Source organism: Streptomyces asiaticus (genome assembly GCF_018138715.1).
Taxonomy (GTDB): domain Bacteria; phylum Actinomycetota; class Actinomycetes; order Streptomycetales; family Streptomycetaceae; genus Streptomyces; species Streptomyces asiaticus.
The window spans coordinates 4892964-4907209 of the sequence record NZ_JAGSHX010000006.1; the positions used below are offsets into that span (position 1 = coordinate 4892964).

The 14246-nt window shown below is 70.2% G+C and carries 10 protein-coding genes and 1 tRNA gene; 4 read left to right on the forward strand and 7 right to left on the reverse strand.

All coding sequences use genetic code 11. The features are described from left to right. The first annotated feature begins 11 nt into the window (after positions 1-11). The gene (gene purM / locus KHP12_RS28150; RefSeq protein WP_086885241.1) at positions 12-1079 is read left to right on the forward strand and encodes a phosphoribosylformylglycinamidine cyclo-ligase; all 1068 of its coding nucleotides are present in this window, start codon (positions 12-14) and stop codon (positions 1077-1079) included. A 104-nt stretch (positions 1080-1183) separates the two neighbouring features. Here purM and KHP12_RS28155 read toward each other — a convergent pair whose 3' ends face one another. Beyond that, the gene (locus tag KHP12_RS28155; protein ID WP_046086494.1) at positions 1184-1438 is read right to left on the reverse strand and encodes a DUF3073 domain-containing protein; all 255 of its coding nucleotides are present in this window, start codon (positions 1436-1438) and stop codon (positions 1184-1186) included. 425 nt (positions 1439-1863) lie between these two features. Next, positions 1864-3018 carry a Leu/Phe/Val dehydrogenase gene (locus tag KHP12_RS28160; protein WP_244203318.1) on the reverse strand — a complete coding sequence of 385 codons (1155 nt, stop codon included), beginning with the start codon at positions 3016-3018 and terminating at the stop codon, positions 1864-1866. 176 nt (positions 3019-3194) lie between these two features. On the opposite strand from KHP12_RS28160, the gene KHP12_RS28165 reads away from it, so the two are divergent. Further along, complete coding sequence (locus tag KHP12_RS28165) at positions 3195-4031, forward strand: DUF8083 family protein (RefSeq protein ID WP_037953293.1); 837 nt, start codon at positions 3195-3197, stop codon at positions 4029-4031. Positions 4032-4530: 499 nt separating this feature from the next. Next, positions 4531-4737, forward strand: a complete 207-nt coding sequence (gene bldC, locus KHP12_RS28170; protein WP_020869672.1) for a developmental transcriptional regulator BldC — start codon at positions 4531-4533, stop codon at positions 4735-4737. A 451-nt stretch (positions 4738-5188) separates the two neighbouring features. Here the strand turns inward: bldC and KHP12_RS28175 are convergent, their stop codons facing one another. The 3 genes from KHP12_RS28175 to hrpA all read right to left on the reverse strand — a co-directional run bounded on the left by KHP12_RS28175 (position 5189) and on the right by hrpA (position 9659). Further along, positions 5189-5401, reverse strand: a complete 213-nt coding sequence (locus KHP12_RS28175; RefSeq protein WP_086885234.1) for a DUF6274 family protein — start codon at positions 5399-5401, stop codon at positions 5189-5191. Positions 5402-5520: 119 nt separating this feature from the next. Further along, positions 5521-5595 (reverse strand) — tRNA-Asp (locus KHP12_RS28180). A 137-nt stretch (positions 5596-5732) separates the two neighbouring features. Then, positions 5733-9659 (reverse strand): ATP-dependent RNA helicase HrpA, encoded by a 3927-nt coding sequence (gene hrpA, locus KHP12_RS28185; protein WP_210609610.1) that lies wholly within the window; start codon positions 9657-9659, stop codon positions 5733-5735. Between the two features lie 109 nt (positions 9660-9768). Between hrpA and KHP12_RS28190 the strand changes: the two genes are divergently transcribed. After that, positions 9769-10836 carry an ABC transporter permease gene (locus KHP12_RS28190; protein ID WP_210609612.1) on the forward strand — a complete coding sequence of 356 codons (1068 nt, stop codon included), beginning with the start codon at positions 9769-9771 and terminating at the stop codon, positions 10834-10836. Between the two features lie 1302 nt (positions 10837-12138). Here the strand turns inward: KHP12_RS28190 and KHP12_RS28195 are convergent. Next, on the reverse strand, positions 12139-13230 hold the full coding sequence (locus KHP12_RS28195) for a DUF1152 domain-containing protein (RefSeq protein WP_086880631.1): 1092 nt from the start codon (positions 13228-13230) through the stop codon (positions 12139-12141). A 144-nt stretch (positions 13231-13374) separates the two neighbouring features. Further along, on the reverse strand, positions 13375-14145 hold the full coding sequence (locus KHP12_RS28200) for an SDR family NAD(P)-dependent oxidoreductase (protein ID WP_211833884.1): 771 nt from the start codon (positions 14143-14145) through the stop codon (positions 13375-13377). Positions 14146-14246 lie beyond the last annotated feature (101 nt).

Sequence of the window (14246 nt, forward strand, 5' to 3'; positions counted from 1 at the left end):
ATCTCAACGTCATGTCCGAGTCCGGGTCCACCTACGCCGCCGCGGGCGTCGACATCGAGGCGGGCGACCGCGCCGTCGAGCTGATGAAGGAGTGGGTCAAGAAGGCGAGCCGGCCCGAGGTCGTGGGCGGCCTCGGCGGTTTCGCCGGGCTCTTCGACGCCTCCGCGCTGGCCCGCTACCAGCGTCCGCTGCTCGCCTCCGCCACCGACGGGGTCGGCACCAAGGTGGACATCGCCCGGCGGATGGGCGTGTACGACACCATCGGCCGCGACCTGGTCGGCATGGTCGTGGACGACCTGGTGGTCTGCGGTGCCGAGCCGCTGTTCATGACCGACTACATCTGCGTCGGCAAGGTCTACCCGGAGCGCGTCGCCGCCATCGTCAAGGGCATCGCCGAGGGCTGCACCCTCGCGGGCTGCGCCCTGGTGGGCGGCGAGACCGCCGAGCACCCGGGGCTGCTGGGCGCGGATGACTTCGATGTCGCCGGGGCCGGTACGGGCGTGGTCGAGGCCGATCGGGTGCTGGGCGCGGATCGTATCCGAACGGGTGATGCGGTGATCGCCATGGCATCGTCCGGACTTCACTCGAACGGGTACTCACTCGTCCGCCATGTGCTCTTCGACCGGGCCGGCTGGGCGCTGGACCGCGATGTGCCGGAGCTCGGCCGGACGCTGGGGGAGGAGCTGCTGGAGCCCACCCGGATCTACTCGCTGGACTGTCTGGCCCTCACCCGCACCACCGAGGTGCACGCCTTCTCGCACATCACCGGCGGCGGGCTCGCCAACAACCTCGCACGGGTCATCCCCGAGGGGCTGCGCGCGGTCGTGGACCGCTCGACCTGGGCCCCCGGCGCGATCTTCCAGCTGGTCGGCGAGGCCGGCTCGGTCGAGCGGCCGGAGCTGGAGAAGACCCTCAACATGGGCGTCGGCATGATGGCGGTGGTCCCGGCCGACTCCGTGGATGTGGCGCTCACCACGCTCGCCGACCGCGGTGTCGAGGCCTGGGTCAGCGGTGAGATCACCGAGCGCACGGCAGCGGACGCCGAGGCGGTGACGCTGACCGGTGACCATGCGGGCTGAGACGGCCGCGCCGGGTGCGCGGACAGCACAGAAGCCGGCCCGAGGCGGGTGCCCCGGACCGGTGGAGGTGTGCGGCGATGAGCCGAGCGCCTTGAACGAGTGGTTCAGGCGCGGCGACGCTGCGGTGACGGATCCGACTGTTCGTCGTCCTCGTCCTCATCGTCGTTGTACAGATCCGCGTACTGTGCGTACGGGTCGTCGTCCAGCTCATCGTCCTCGAACCGCTCGCCATTCGGCGGCTGGTTCGATGTCGATGCGCCCAGCTCCTCGGCCAGGCGTGAGAGATCCGTCCCACCGCTGTTGTACTTCAGCTGGCGGGCGACCTTCGTCTGCTTGGCCTTGGCCCGGCCGCGCCCCATGGCTCGACCCCCTCAACGACGGGGCTCGACGGCCCCAGAGTCTTGACACGCGTTCACGTTCATAAATCAGAGCGGACTCTCAGAAGAGAGACCGGTCCGTAGGGCTTCAACGGTACCTGCTTCTGTGGCCATACGGTACGTCGCCCACACGACGTGCCACGAGGCAGAACCCGCGAGGAGCCCGTTCCTCGCTGGTCAGCTGCGATTTTAACGTGTCTTGTGGGCCGACCCGCCGACGGGCCGTGAGGGATCTCTCCCCGATGGCTCCCAGGGGGCTCTCACGTCCCCCGTACGGCGGCCTCCGGCAAGAGACCCGCACGGCCCGTCCGCGCGGCCTCACACCACTCCTCAGACGCTCTCAGGCGCTTCCAGCGGTCCTCGGGCGCCCCGTGGCGCGTACCCGCGGCATCTGCCACCGGCACGGCTCAGGCGTCGTGGCCCTCCGCCATCCGGTGCTCGGCCAGCCGGTCGGCGGCCGCGGCGGGCGGGATGCCGTCGGTCTGTGCCCGATCGAATATGGCCAACGTCGTGTCGAAGATCTTCGCCGCCTTGGCCTTGGCCCGGTCGAAGTCGAACCCGTGCAGCTCATCGGCCACCTGGATGACACCACCGGCGTTCACCACGTAGTCCGGCGCGTAGAGGATGCCGCGGCCGTCCAGATCCTTCTCGACGCCCGGGTGGGCCAGCTGGTTGTTGGCCGCGCCGCACACCACCTTCGCGGTCAGGACGGGCACCGTGGCGTCGTCCAGGGCGCCACCGAGCGCGCACGGGGCGTAGACGTCCAGGTCGGCGCGGATCAGCGCCTCGGTGTCCCGGACCGCCTGGACGCGGGGGTGGCGGGCCAGCACGCGGTCCACCGACTCGGTGCGCACATCCGTGACCACGACCTCGGCGCCGTCCTCCAGCAGGTGCTCCACCAGGTGGTGGCCGACCTTGCCGACCCCCGCGATGCCGACCCTGCGGCCGCGCAGCGTGGGCGCGCCCCAGGACGCCTGGGCGCTCGCCCGCATCCCCTGGAAGACGCCGAAGGCGGTCAGCACCGAGGAGTCACCGGCGCCGCCGCATCCGGGGGAGCGGCCGGTGGTCCAGGGGCACTCCCGGGCGACGACATCCATGTCGGCCACATAGGTGCCCACGTCGCAGGCGGTGACGTAGCGACCGCCCAGGGAGGCCACGAAGCGGCCGTAGGCGAGCAGCAGCTTTTCGGTCTTGATCTCGTCGGGGTCGCCGAGGATCACGGCCTTGCCGCCACCGTGGTCGAGCCCGGCGAGCGCGTTCTTGTAGGACATGCCGCGGGCGAGGTTGAGCGCGTCGAGGAGCGCCGCTTCTTCGGGGTGCTCCTCGGAGGCGTAGGCGTGGAAGCGGGTGCCGCCGAGGGCCGGGCCCAGAGCGGTGGAGTGGATGGCGATGACGGCCTTGAGGCCGCTCTCCCGGTCCTGGCAGAGCAGGACCTGCTCATGCCCGCCGAGATCGGAGCGGAACAGTGTCGAAAGCGGTGAGAGAGGGTTCGGCACGCGACTCTCCGTCGGACCGTCGGCGCTGACGGTGTGACGTACGTCGGTCACGGTGGTGACTCCCATAGGTCGGAGTAGACGCCCTCCTGGCTGGTGGGGAGGGCCGTGGGCAAGAGGGTAAGCCCTGGGGCCCCAGGGGATCGGCCATGTCCCCGACGAGTCCGTATGCCGGGCATGGGACGATGCCCTCAGGTGGGGGTAAGGGAGCCCCTGGCGGTGGTCTCAGCCTTGAGGGAGCGCGTGTGACCTTGGCGTCTTCGGTGATTGTCCCGTACGCGGCGTATCTCCGGGTCTATGAGCCACTGGCAGCGTTCCCGGAGCCGGAGAGATCGCACTGGGCGCGGTATGCCAAGCGCGACGACCTGCCGGGCGCGCAGGACGAGCTGCGCCGCTCGCTCGCGGACCTGCTGCCGGTCCCCCCGGTCGCGGTTCCGGTGCACGAGAGCGCGGACGCCTTCGTGGCGCTCGTGGACGGCGTCACCTGCGTCTGCCCGTGGCGTACCCGGCTGAGGGGCTGGCTGGCCCTGGAGGAGCTGCCGGAGCGCCTTCCCGGGCCCCTTCTGGACGCGGCCCTGCCCCCGGTGGTGCGCCGGCAGGCGGTGGCCGACTTCGAGCGGTGGCTGGAGCGCAACCCGGACGCCCGGCCGTGGATCCGCTCGGCCACCTGGCATGTGCCGGTGCGCTGGTTCGTGCTCTTCGGGGACGAGGAGCGCGAGTTCACCAAGGGTGACGACGGTCTCATCCTCCGCTACCGCACCCCAATGGTCCAGGCCAGGCGCCGGGTGGCGCGTGGGCTTAAGGTGCTCAAGGAGGCCCTCGGGGAAGGACCGCTGATCGACGGGCTGGTGGACGTCGGCCGGTGGCTCGAGGAGTTCCACCCCCGGTCGCTGGTCGAGCTGGACTACGGCGGTCTGGTGCACGCGCTGCCGGCCGGGCAGCTGGAGGACGACCACTCGGCCGCGGATGTGGCGGAGGGCCTGGCGGCGCTGCGCGACGGGGACGGGGAGCGTGCGGGCGTCGCGTACGAGCGGTTGACCGACCGCTGGAGCGTGGTCCGCGGGCGGCAGAACGCGAGCTGAGCGCCCGGCCGGACGGGCTCCGGGCGACCGGTTGAGCGGCCCGCCGGAACAGAGGGGACGTAGGTCCCTATCCGGGCCATTGCCTCAATCGTGACCTAAAGCACTGACTTCGGGCCTTGCGGTAATCACCCACCCTCGTGTCAAAATAGGACAAGGAGTCCGGGAGGGACTCCTTCCGTCCAACTATGGGCGGATTCATCGGTATTGCACTCCTTGACGGATCTGGTGACCCCTGATCCTGTTGTGACTGATCGTCACGGCCGTGTGACAGTCCGTTATGGCATGGTCCATCGGCTTCCGTCGAGGTTGGTCACCTGAGAGGGCAATTCCATCGGTTTGGCCGACGGGGCTGGACAGATGGTGTAGTTGTAGTGCCGAGGACAAGCCGTTCGTCCTATAACCGACTCGGCCCGCGTCCGCCATTTCGGGCAACGTGGGTCAAGGTGCAGAATTTAGAGGAAAGAACCGTGATGGTTCGGTTCTCCCGAGGAGGCCGCTCATGACCGCTCGCACCCCTGATGCCGAGCCGCTGCTGACCCCGGCTGAGGTTGCCACGATGTTCCGCGTGGACCCGAAGACGGTCACTCGCTGGGCGAAGGCAGGCAAGCTCACGTCGATCCGTACGCTCGGAGGGCATCGGCGCTACCGCGAAGCGGAGGTCCGTGCTCTTCTTGCGGGCATCCCGCAGCAGCGCAGCGAGGGCTGAACAACCGCATAACCGGGCATTTCCGGGCCCCCCAGCCCGGCTTTCGCCTGTATGGCTCCACCACGACGGGTGCCTGCCCCAACAGGCCTTCCACCGCTCGACATGGGTGCGTCGTTGATCGCGCTGGACTCCGCCGGGTCCGGCGCGATCTTTTTATGCCCTGAGGAGGTCTTCCGGAGGATGCCTCCGGGGGTCTTCAAGCGCCTCTGGAAGCGCCATCGTTCGGGTGGTGCGGGGTGGTCCGCAAGGGGCTCGAGGAAGCCTCGCGGAGCGCTTTCGAGGGGCTCGCGAGGGTCACGGACAGAGGGTGCAATTGCACATATTAAATTGACCTGTGGTGAGCGGGGTGTAAGTTCCCTCACTCCGGAAACTCATTCGGTGACTCCCGTCACACTTCCCAACCCTTGCTCTGTGTCCTGTGGTTGCGCTAAAGGACAACTGCGGTAAGGGCTTACCGAGTTGACGGTGGCACGGCCGCCGTCGTCTCCTCGCGCTCCTCGTGTTCGGCCCCGTCGCCCGCCTCGTCGGCCGCCGAATGCTCCATCGCCAGCCGCAGCAGGCGATGGCAGATCGGGCAGTGCCGGGTGAAGTGGCGGTTGCCCACGGCGGCCGCCAGATGGGCGCGCAGCAGCGCCCTGGTCTCATGCTTCGCGGACGTCGTCATACGCCGCACCTCCCGCGCACCCCCGCGCACACCTTTTAGTTTGGGTACCTCTGTGTGTGGTGTGCCGTCAAGACGCAGAAGGCCCGGATCCATGATGGGATCCGGGCCTTCCGGGTAAGCGGTCCTGACGGGATTTGAACCCGCGGCCTCCACCTTGACAGGGTGGCGAGCACTCCAAACTGCTCCACAGGACCAACAGTGACGCTTGCGGCTCCGCCGCCGTGCGCCGCGCTGTGTGCGCTGCGATGCAGACTCTACAGCAGGTCAGGGGGTGCGGTCGAACTCGCGCCCGGCGGGGCTCCGGCGGGCCGCCGGAGCCCCCGCGGCACGCTTACGGCGCCGCCGCGTCGATGGCCTTGACGATGCGCTTGTCGGACACCGGATAGGCCGTACCGAGGGCGTGCGCGAAGTAGCTGACCCGCAGCTCCTCGATCATCCAGCGGATCTCCAGCGCCTCCTGGGGCACCGGGCGCCCCGGCCGGAACTGCTCCAGCAGCCAGGCGTACTCGTCCCGCATCTCCCGCACCTTCGCCATCCGGGCGCGGTCCCGCTCGGCGTTGCCCGGAAGCTGCTGGAGCCGCCGGTCCACGGCCACCAGATAGCGCATGAGGTCCGGAAGCCGCCGTACGCCGTGCGCGGTCACGAAACCCGGCGTGATGAGCTCCGAGAGCTGCTCCCTGATGTCCGTGAGCGACGGCAGCAGCACCGGGCTCCTGGTGTCCTTCAGCCGCCGCTCGCACGACTGCCAGGCCGCCAGCACCTCCTGGACCTTGCGCACGGTCTCCAGCGTGGCGTCCATGATGTCGCTGCGGACGGCGTCGAAGAGCTTGCCGAACGATTCCTCGTCCCAGGCCGGGCCGCCACGGGCCGCGATCAGCCGGTCCGCCGCCGCGGCCACACAGTCGTCGAACAGCGCCTGCACACTGCCGTGCGGGCTGCTGGAGAGCGCCAGCTTGGCCTGGTTGGAGAGCTTGCCCTGGACGAACTTGGCCGGGTTGGACGGGAGCTGGAGCAGGATCAGCCGGCGCGTCCCCCGCCACATCGCCTCCCGCTGCTCGGCCTCGGTGTCGAAGAGCCGTACGGCCACCGACGCGCCCTCGTCGACGAGCGCCGGATACGCCTTGACCGGCTGGCCGCCGCGGCGCGTCTCGAAGGTGCGCGGCAGCGTGCCGACCGTCCACCGGGTCAGCCCGCCGCGCTGCTCGATCCCCACGGCCTCCTTGGAGGACTCGAACGCCTTGGAGATCGCGGCCCGCGTCTTGGGCCGCAGCCGCTGCCGCAGCGTCTCCAGGTCCTTGTCCTCGGCCAGCTTGCGGCGCCGCTCGTCCACCACCCGGAAGGTGATCTTCAGGTGGTCGGGGACCTTCGCCAGGTCCCAGTCCTCCGGCTCGATCCGCACGCCCACCATCCGCTGGAGCTCCCGCCCCAGCGCGGCCGTCAGCGGCTCCTGGAGGGGGACAGCGCTTTCCAGGAAGCGCCTGGCGTAGTTGGGCGCCGGGACGTAGTGCCGGCGGACCGGCTTGGGCAGCGAGCGGATCAGCTCGGTGACCAGATCCTCGCGCAGCCCCGGGATCTGCCAGTCGAAGCCGTCCGGGGTGACCTGGTTGAGCACCTGGAGCGGGATGTGGACGGTCACCCCGTCCGCGTCCGCCCCCGGCTCGAACTGGTAGGTCACCTTGAACTTGAGCTTCCCCTGGCGCCAGGAGTCCGGATACGCGTCCTTGGTGACGCCCTGCGCCCGCTCGTTGATGAGCATCGACTTCTCGAAGTTGAGAAGCTCCGGCTCCTCGCGCCGCTTGTGCTTCCACCAGGAGTCGAAGTGGGCGCCGGAGACCACATGCTCGGGGATCCGCTGGTCGTAGAAGTCGAAGAGCGTCTCGTCGTCCACGAGGATGTCGCGGCGCCTGGCGCGGTGCTCCAGCTCCTCGACCTCGCCCAGCAGCTTGCGGTTGTCGTGGAAGAACTGGTGGTGGGTGCGCCAGTCGCCCTCCACCAGGGCGTTGCGGATGAACAGGTCGCGGCTGGTCTCGGGGTCGATCCGGCCGTAGTTGACCTTCCGCTGGGCGACGATCGGCACCCCGTAGAGCGTCACCCGCTCATACGCCATCACCGCGGCCTGCTTCTGCTCCCAGTGCGGCTCGCTGTAGGTGCGCTTGACCAGGTGCTGGGCGAGCGGCTCGATCCACTCCGGCTCGATCTTCGCGTTCACCCGCGCCCACAGCCGGGAGGTCTCCACCAGCTCCGCCGACATCACCCAGCGCGGCGGCTTCTTGAACAGCGCCGAGCCGGGGAAGACCGCGAACTTGGCGCTGCGCGCGCCCACGTACTCGTTCTTCTCGGTGTCCTTCAGGCCCACATGGGAGAGCAGCCCCGCCAGCAGCGAGGTGTGGATGTGATCGGGCGCCGCGTCCTGCTCGGACATGTGGATGTCCATGGTCTTGGCCACCGTGCGCAGCTGGCTGTAGATGTCCTGCCATTCGCGTATGCGCAGGTAGTTGAGGTATTCATGGCGGCACATCCGGCGGAAGGCGGAGGAGGACAGCTCCTTCTGCCGCTCCCGGACGTACTTCCACAGATTGAGGAAGGCCAGGAAGTCGCTGGACTCGTCCTTGAAGCGGGCGTGCTGCTGATCCGCCTGCTGCTGCTTGTCCGAGGGGCGCTCGCGCGGGTCCTGGATGGACAGCGCCGCCGCGATCACCATGACCTCGCGGACACAGCCGTTGCGATCCGCCTCCAGCACCATCCGGGCCAGCCGCGGGTCCACCGGCAGCTGGGCCAGCTTCCGGCCGACCTGGGTGAGCCGCTTGCGCGGGTCCTTCTGCTTGCTGTCCAGGGCGTGCAGCTCCTCCAGGAGCTGGACGCCGTCCTTGATGTTGCGGCGGTCCGGCGGGTCGATGAAGGGGAACTTCTCGATGTCGCCGAGGCCGGCGGCGGTCATCTGGAGGATGACGGAGGCCAGGTTGGTCCGCAGGATCTCGGCGTCGGTGAACTCCGGGCGGGTGACGAAGTCGTCCTCGGAGTACAGCCGGATACAGATGCCGTCGCTGGTCCGGCCGCAGCGGCCCTTGCGCTGATTGGCGCTGGCCTGAGAGATCGGCTCGATGGGCAGCCGCTGGACCTTGGTGCGATGGCTGTAGCGGGAGATCCGGGCGGTGCCCGGGTCGATCACATAGCGGATGCCGGGGACGGTCAGCGAGGTCTCCGCCACGTTCGTCGCCAGCACGATCCGGCGGCCGGTGTGTCTCTGGAAGACCCGGTGCTGCTCGGCGTGCGACAGCCGCGCGTACAGCGGCAGCACCTCGGTGGACCTCAGCTGTTTCTTGTTCAGCGCGTCGGCCGTGTCCCGGATCTCCCGCTCGCCGGAGAGGAAGACCAGGATGTCGCCCGGGCCCTCGGCCTGGAGCTCGTCGACCGCGTCGCAGATCGCGGTGATCTGGTCGCGGTCGCTGTCCTCGCCGCCCTCCTCGAGAAGCGGGCGGTAACGCACCTCGACCGGATACGTACGCCCGCTGACCTCGACGATCGGCGCGTCGCCGAAATGGCGGGAGAAGCGCTCGGGGTCGATGGTGGCGGAGGTGATCACGACCTTGAGGTCGGGGCGGCGGGGCAGCAGCTGGGCCAGATAGCCGAGCAGGAAGTCGATGTTGAGGCTGCGCTCATGGGCCTCGTCGATGATGATCGTGTCGTACTGGCGCAGCTCACGGTCGGTCTGGATCTCGGCGAGCAGAATGCCGTCGGTCATCAGCTTGACGTGGGTGTCCTTGCCCACCTGGTCGGTGAAGCGGACCTTCCAGCCGACGGACTCGCCGAGCGGTGAGCGCATCTCCTCGGCGATGCGCTCGGCCACGGTGCGGGCCGCGATCCGGCGTGGCTGCGTATGGCCGATGAGGCCCTTGACGCCGCGCCCCAGCTCCAGACAGATCTTCGGAATCTGGGTGGTCTTCCCGGAGCCGGTCTCACCCGCGACGATCACCACCTGGTGATCCCGGACGGCCTCGAGGATCGCGTCCTTCTTCTGGCTGACCGGCAGCTCTTCCGGATAGGTGATGGCCGGCACCGCGGCGCGGCGGTCCGCGACCCGCAGCTCGGCACGCGTCATCTCCTCGGCGATCTCGCCGAGCACGGCCGCACGGGCCTCGGGTTTACGGATCCGGCGCGCACCGTCGAGCCGGCGTCCCAGCCGCTGCTGGTCGCGCAGCATCAGCTCGGGCAGCCGCTCCAGCAGGGCGGGCAGGGCGGGGGCAGGCGTGGTGGACATACGGACCCCAGGATCTCACCTCCGGAAAACGGCTGGCGAACCATTTCCGTCCGCGCCGCGTTGCACGATATGTGCGATATGTATGGGGTCGTCGCCTTAGCGTGATCTCATGGCCGATGACCAGGCGCAGCGCCCCGACCCCGAGCCCGAACGCCGATCACCGCGCTGGGGGTGGGGGGCCTTCAGGCGGTCCCCCTTCTTCCCCGCGACCGTCATCGTGCTGATCATCTCCGCGGGCGCCGGGCTCTTCGCGGGCTCGTACACCTACGCCTTCGCGAACCCCACCCCCCGGAACATCCCCACCGCCGTCGTGACCCCCGACCACGGCGCCGCTCCGCTGAACCGGTTCCTCGCCGGGATGGAGCAGGCCCTCAACGCCTCCCTACGGCTGCATCCCTATCCCAGCTACGCCAAGGCCCGCTGGTCCCTGGAGGAGCAGCGGGTCTTCGCGGTCCTCCAGGTGCGCGGCCGCGGCGTGCGGATGGATGTGGCGAGCGCGGCCGGGGCGACCGTCGCCCAGGTGCTCGGCCAGGCCGCGGGCAAGGTCGGCCGGATGTCCGGGGTGCCGGTCACGGTCAAGGACGTGAAACCGCTGCAACCCGGTGACCCGCGCGGCCTCGCGGTCTTCTACATCTCCCTGGCCGCCACGATCATCGGCTTCCTCGGCGCCATCCAGCTCAGCGTGAACGCCTCCGAGCTCAACCCGGCCGAGCGGATCGCCTTCATGATCGCGTACGCCCTGCTCGGCGGGTTCACCATCGCGGTGATCGTGGACCAGGGGCTGGGCGCGCTCCGGCTCCCCTTCCTGGAGTCCTGGGCGATCCTGGCGCTGACGATGTTCACCTCGGGGCTGGTGTTCTCCATGTTCAACGTCCTCTTCGGGCGCTGGGCGCTCATCCCCACCTGGGGTCTGATGGTGCTCCTCGGCAACCCCTCCTCCGGCGGCGCCGTCTCCTGGCCCCTGCTCCCCTCCCTCCTCGGCGCCGTCGGCCGCTGGCTCCCGCCGGGCGCCTCGGTCAACGCCCAGCACACCGCGATCTACTTCCGCGCCCACCAGCACGCCTTTCCGTTCCTGGTGCTGGTGGCCTGGTGCCTGCTGTCCGCCGTGGTCTTCTGGACCTGGCGCCACCGCCACCCGGGCGGCCGCCCGCCGAGGGCGACGCCGACGCGGTGCTGAGGGGAGTTCAGGGACCGCCCGACGGCTCGCGCCGCCTGCGGCGGGCTGTTCCCCTCCCCGCCCCTTCCCAAAACCGGGGCTCCGCCCCAGCCCCCGGCGCCGGGGGTGTGGCTCGGCTCGGCCTCCGGGCCGGGGTTATGGCTCGGCCTCCGGCGCCGGAGTTCTGCCCCGGCTTCCTGCTCGCGGTTCTGGCTCAGCCCCCGGGCCGGGGTTCTGCCCCGGCTTCCTGTTCGGGGTTCTGGCTCAGCCCCCGGGCCGGGGTTCTGTCCCGGCTTCCTGTTCGGGGTTCTGGCTCAGCCTCCGGGCCGGGGTTCGTCCTCAGCCCCCGGCGCCGGGGTGTGGCCCCAGCCTCCTGTCCGGGTTTCTGCCCCGACCCCATGTCAGGGGTTTTGCCTCAGCCCCCGGGCCGGGGTTCTGTCCCGGCTTCCTGTTCGGGGTTCTGGCTCAGCCTCCGGGCCGGGGTTCGTCCTCAGCCCCCGGCGCCGGGGTGTGGCCCCAGCCTCCTGTCCGGGTTTCTGCCCCGACCCCATGTCAGGGGTTTTGCCTCAGCCCCCGGGCCGGGGTTCTGTCCCGGCTTCCTGTTCGGGGTTCTGGCTCAGCCTCCGGGCCGGGGTTCGTCCTCAGCCCCCGGCGCCGGGGTGTGGCCCCAGCCTCCTGTCCGGGTTTCTGCCCCGACCCCATGTCAGGGGTTTTGCCTCAGCCCCCGGGCCGGGGTTCTGCCCCGGCTTCCTGCCCGGGGTTTTGCCTCAGCCCCCGGGCCGGGGTTCTGCCCCGGCTTCCTGCCCGGGGTTCTGGCTGGCCTCATGTCCGGGGTTCGCCTCAACCCCCGGGCCGGGGCTCTGGCCCTGCTTCCCGTCCGGAGCAGTGGCCCAGCCCCCGGGCCGGGGTTATGGCTCAGCCCCCGGCGCCGAGGGTGTGGCCCCAGCCTCCCGTCCGGGGCCCTGGCCCAGCCCCGGTCCGGGGCTTCGCCCCCAGCCCCCGGGGCCCCGCACCTTCCCGCGGCATCGGAATGCGGCTCCGCCGCGTGACAGGGGTCTGCCCCAGGCCTCGGGGTCCAGGGGCGAAGCCCCTGGTATCGGGAAGGGGCGGGGAGGGGAAAGACACCCGCCGGCCCACGGACACACGCGCACACGAAAAAATCCCTCCCCCACGATCAGGGGAGGGACTTCTCTACGGAGCGCCGAGCAGGCCTTGCACCTACATCCCTCGTTTGGAGACGAGTATCTTTCCTTAGACGACCGACGCATCAACTTCCGCCCTCCGGGGCGGCGTTGCGAGATCAACTATACCCCATCCGGGGGATCACAGCCGCCACAGCGGGGCGTCGTACCGCTCGGGCTGAGTCCCGATCAGCAGGGCCCGCAGATCGGCACGCTGATCCCCACTCAGCCCGAGGACCTCCGTCAGACGGCGGAACGTGGTGTGGCTGACCCCCCGCGCGCGAGCCTCCTCCGCGAAGCGGGCAACCCCGGCGAGTACGGCCCTGGGCCGGAACGGACCCTCGGGCGCCGCCCCGAACCGCGCGGCCTTCTCCCGTTCGTAGTCGATCTCCGAGTAGCCGCAGATCTCCCGGCAGTGCCGCTCGGCCTCGGCGAGTCCGGTCGTATCGGCGATGGCCCCGGCCAGCCGGTTCCGGCGGAACGCGGTGTCGAGATCCGCCTCATGGATCACGGCCCCGCCGTCCGTCAGGGGAATGGTGAGCCCCGCGTCCCGTACCTCGCACAGCCCGCGCACCCCCCGCGCCACGGCCGTGAGCATGCCGGTGGCCTCCGACGGATGCCACTCCATGACGGGCCCGACGGGTGCGACATCGTCGGCGGTCAGCGTGTGGACCACCCGCTCCAGCCGTTCGTGCAGCACCTCCACCGGAATCTCCCCGTCCAGCCCGGGCCCGGCGACCAGCAGCCGGATATCGGCGTTCACCTGCGCACACGCGGCGAGTGACAGCGCGTCCCCGAGCGGGCTCCGCAGCGTCGGCTCATCGCCGTGCGCGAGGATGTCGCCGCCTACGTCCAGCAGGTCGATCGACGCCGGGGCCAGATGCTCGATCAGCTCTTCCAACTGCCGGACCATGCCCTCCACGCCGTGGTGGGGGTCGAGCAGGGCGAAGCTGTGCGGCAGCTCGGCGGCCAGACGGGGCAGTGTGGACCCGGCAGGCGCCACGGGCTTCGCGTCCTCGGGCACGGCGTACACGCTCGGCGTCAGCGCCCGCAGACCGGTGAAGTCGGCCGCGGCCCGGGGCCCGGGGACGGGGTCGACGAGCAGCCGGTCCCAGGCGTACGTCAGGACCACCGCCCGGTCATCGCCCGTCCCGCGCCCGTACAGAGTCCGGTCGAGCACCGCGGCGGCCACGGCGTCCCCGCCTCCTCCGCCCGCCACGATCAGCCGCGTCATCCGCCCAGCGTACGGCGGGAACGGACAATTCCGTCGTACGAGACGTGGCGGTCGTACGAGATGCGACGCCTGCACGAGACGCGGCGGCCGTACGAGACGCGACGGCTGCACGAGATGCCGCGGCCGTACGAGATGCCGCGATCGTCAGTGCGCGGTGAGCCCGCCGTCGACCACGAGCTCCGAACCGGTGACGAACGACGATTCGTCGCTCGCGAGGAAGAGCATCGCCGGTGCGATCTCGTCCGCCCGGCCCGCGCGGGCCATCGGCGTCCGCACGATGTCCGGCTGCTGATCGCCCTGCTCGTCCAGGAGGTCCTGGATCATCGGAGTGGCGATCACCCCCGGATGCAGTGAGTTGACCCGGACGTTGTCGCGGGCGTACTCGACCGCCGCGGTCTTCGACAGCAGCCGGACGGCGCCCTTCGACGCCTGGTACGCGGCCGCCGCACCGCTGCCCACCAGCCCCAGCACCGAGGATGTGTTGATCACCGACCCCCTGCCGCTCGCGCGCAGCAGCGGCATGGCCGCCTTCATCCCCAGCCAGGTGCCCTTCTGGTTCACCTCGATCACGCGGTCCCAGGACGCCTCATCGGTGCCCTCAATACCCGGCCAGTCCAGGATCCCGGCGATGTTGACCAGCACGTCCAGGCGGCCGAAGCGCTCCCGTACGGTGGCGATCACATCGCCCCACGCCTCCGCCGAGGCGACGTCGAGAACGGCCGAGGCCACATCGCTGCCGCCGCGCTCCTCGATCCGTTCCTCGATCCGTTCCTCCAGAGCCTTCAAGGGCTCCGGGGCCACATCGGTGAGGAGCAGCCGTGCTCCCTCCCGCGCGAAGAGTTCGGCTGTCGCCGCGCCGATCCCTCCCGTCGCTCCGGTGATCAGGGCGACTTTGCCGTGCAGACGTCCAGGCATGGGTGCTCCGTTCCTCGTCCCGCTCTCGACTCGACTCTCGACCCCGAGTCTGCGCAGGTCAGAGGCGGTCAACCAGGACGCACGCCGCCTGGGTGCGGCGC

Bases quoted from the DNA above. Each gene is read 5' to 3' on its own strand.
- purM (WP_086885241.1), top strand. From the start codon at position 12: ATGTCCGAGTCCGGGTCCACCTACGCCGCCGCGGGCGTCGACATCGAG.
- KHP12_RS28155 (WP_046086494.1), bottom strand. From the start codon at position 1,438: ATGGGGCGCGGCCGGGCCAAGGCCAAGCAGACGAAGGTCGCCCGCCAG.
- KHP12_RS28160 (WP_244203318.1), bottom strand. From the start codon at position 3,018: ATGGGAGTCACCACCGTGACCGACGTACGTCACACCGTCAGCGCCGAC.
- bldC (WP_020869672.1), top strand. From the start codon at position 4,531: ATGACCGCTCGCACCCCTGATGCCGAGCCGCTGCTGACCCCGGCTGAG.
- KHP12_RS28175 (WP_086885234.1), bottom strand. From the start codon at position 5,401: ATGACGACGTCCGCGAAGCATGAGACCAGGGCGCTGCTGCGCGCCCAT.
- hrpA (WP_210609610.1), bottom strand. From the start codon at position 9,659: ATGTCCACCACGCCTGCCCCCGCCCTGCCCGCCCTGCTGGAGCGGCTG.
- KHP12_RS28190 (WP_210609612.1), top strand. From the start codon at position 9,769: ATGGCCGATGACCAGGCGCAGCGCCCCGACCCCGAGCCCGAACGCCGA.
- KHP12_RS28195 (WP_086880631.1), bottom strand. From the start codon at position 13,230: ATGACGCGGCTGATCGTGGCGGGCGGAGGAGGCGGGGACGCCGTGGCC.
- KHP12_RS28200 (WP_211833884.1), bottom strand. From the start codon at position 14,145: ATGCCTGGACGTCTGCACGGCAAAGTCGCCCTGATCACCGGAGCGACG.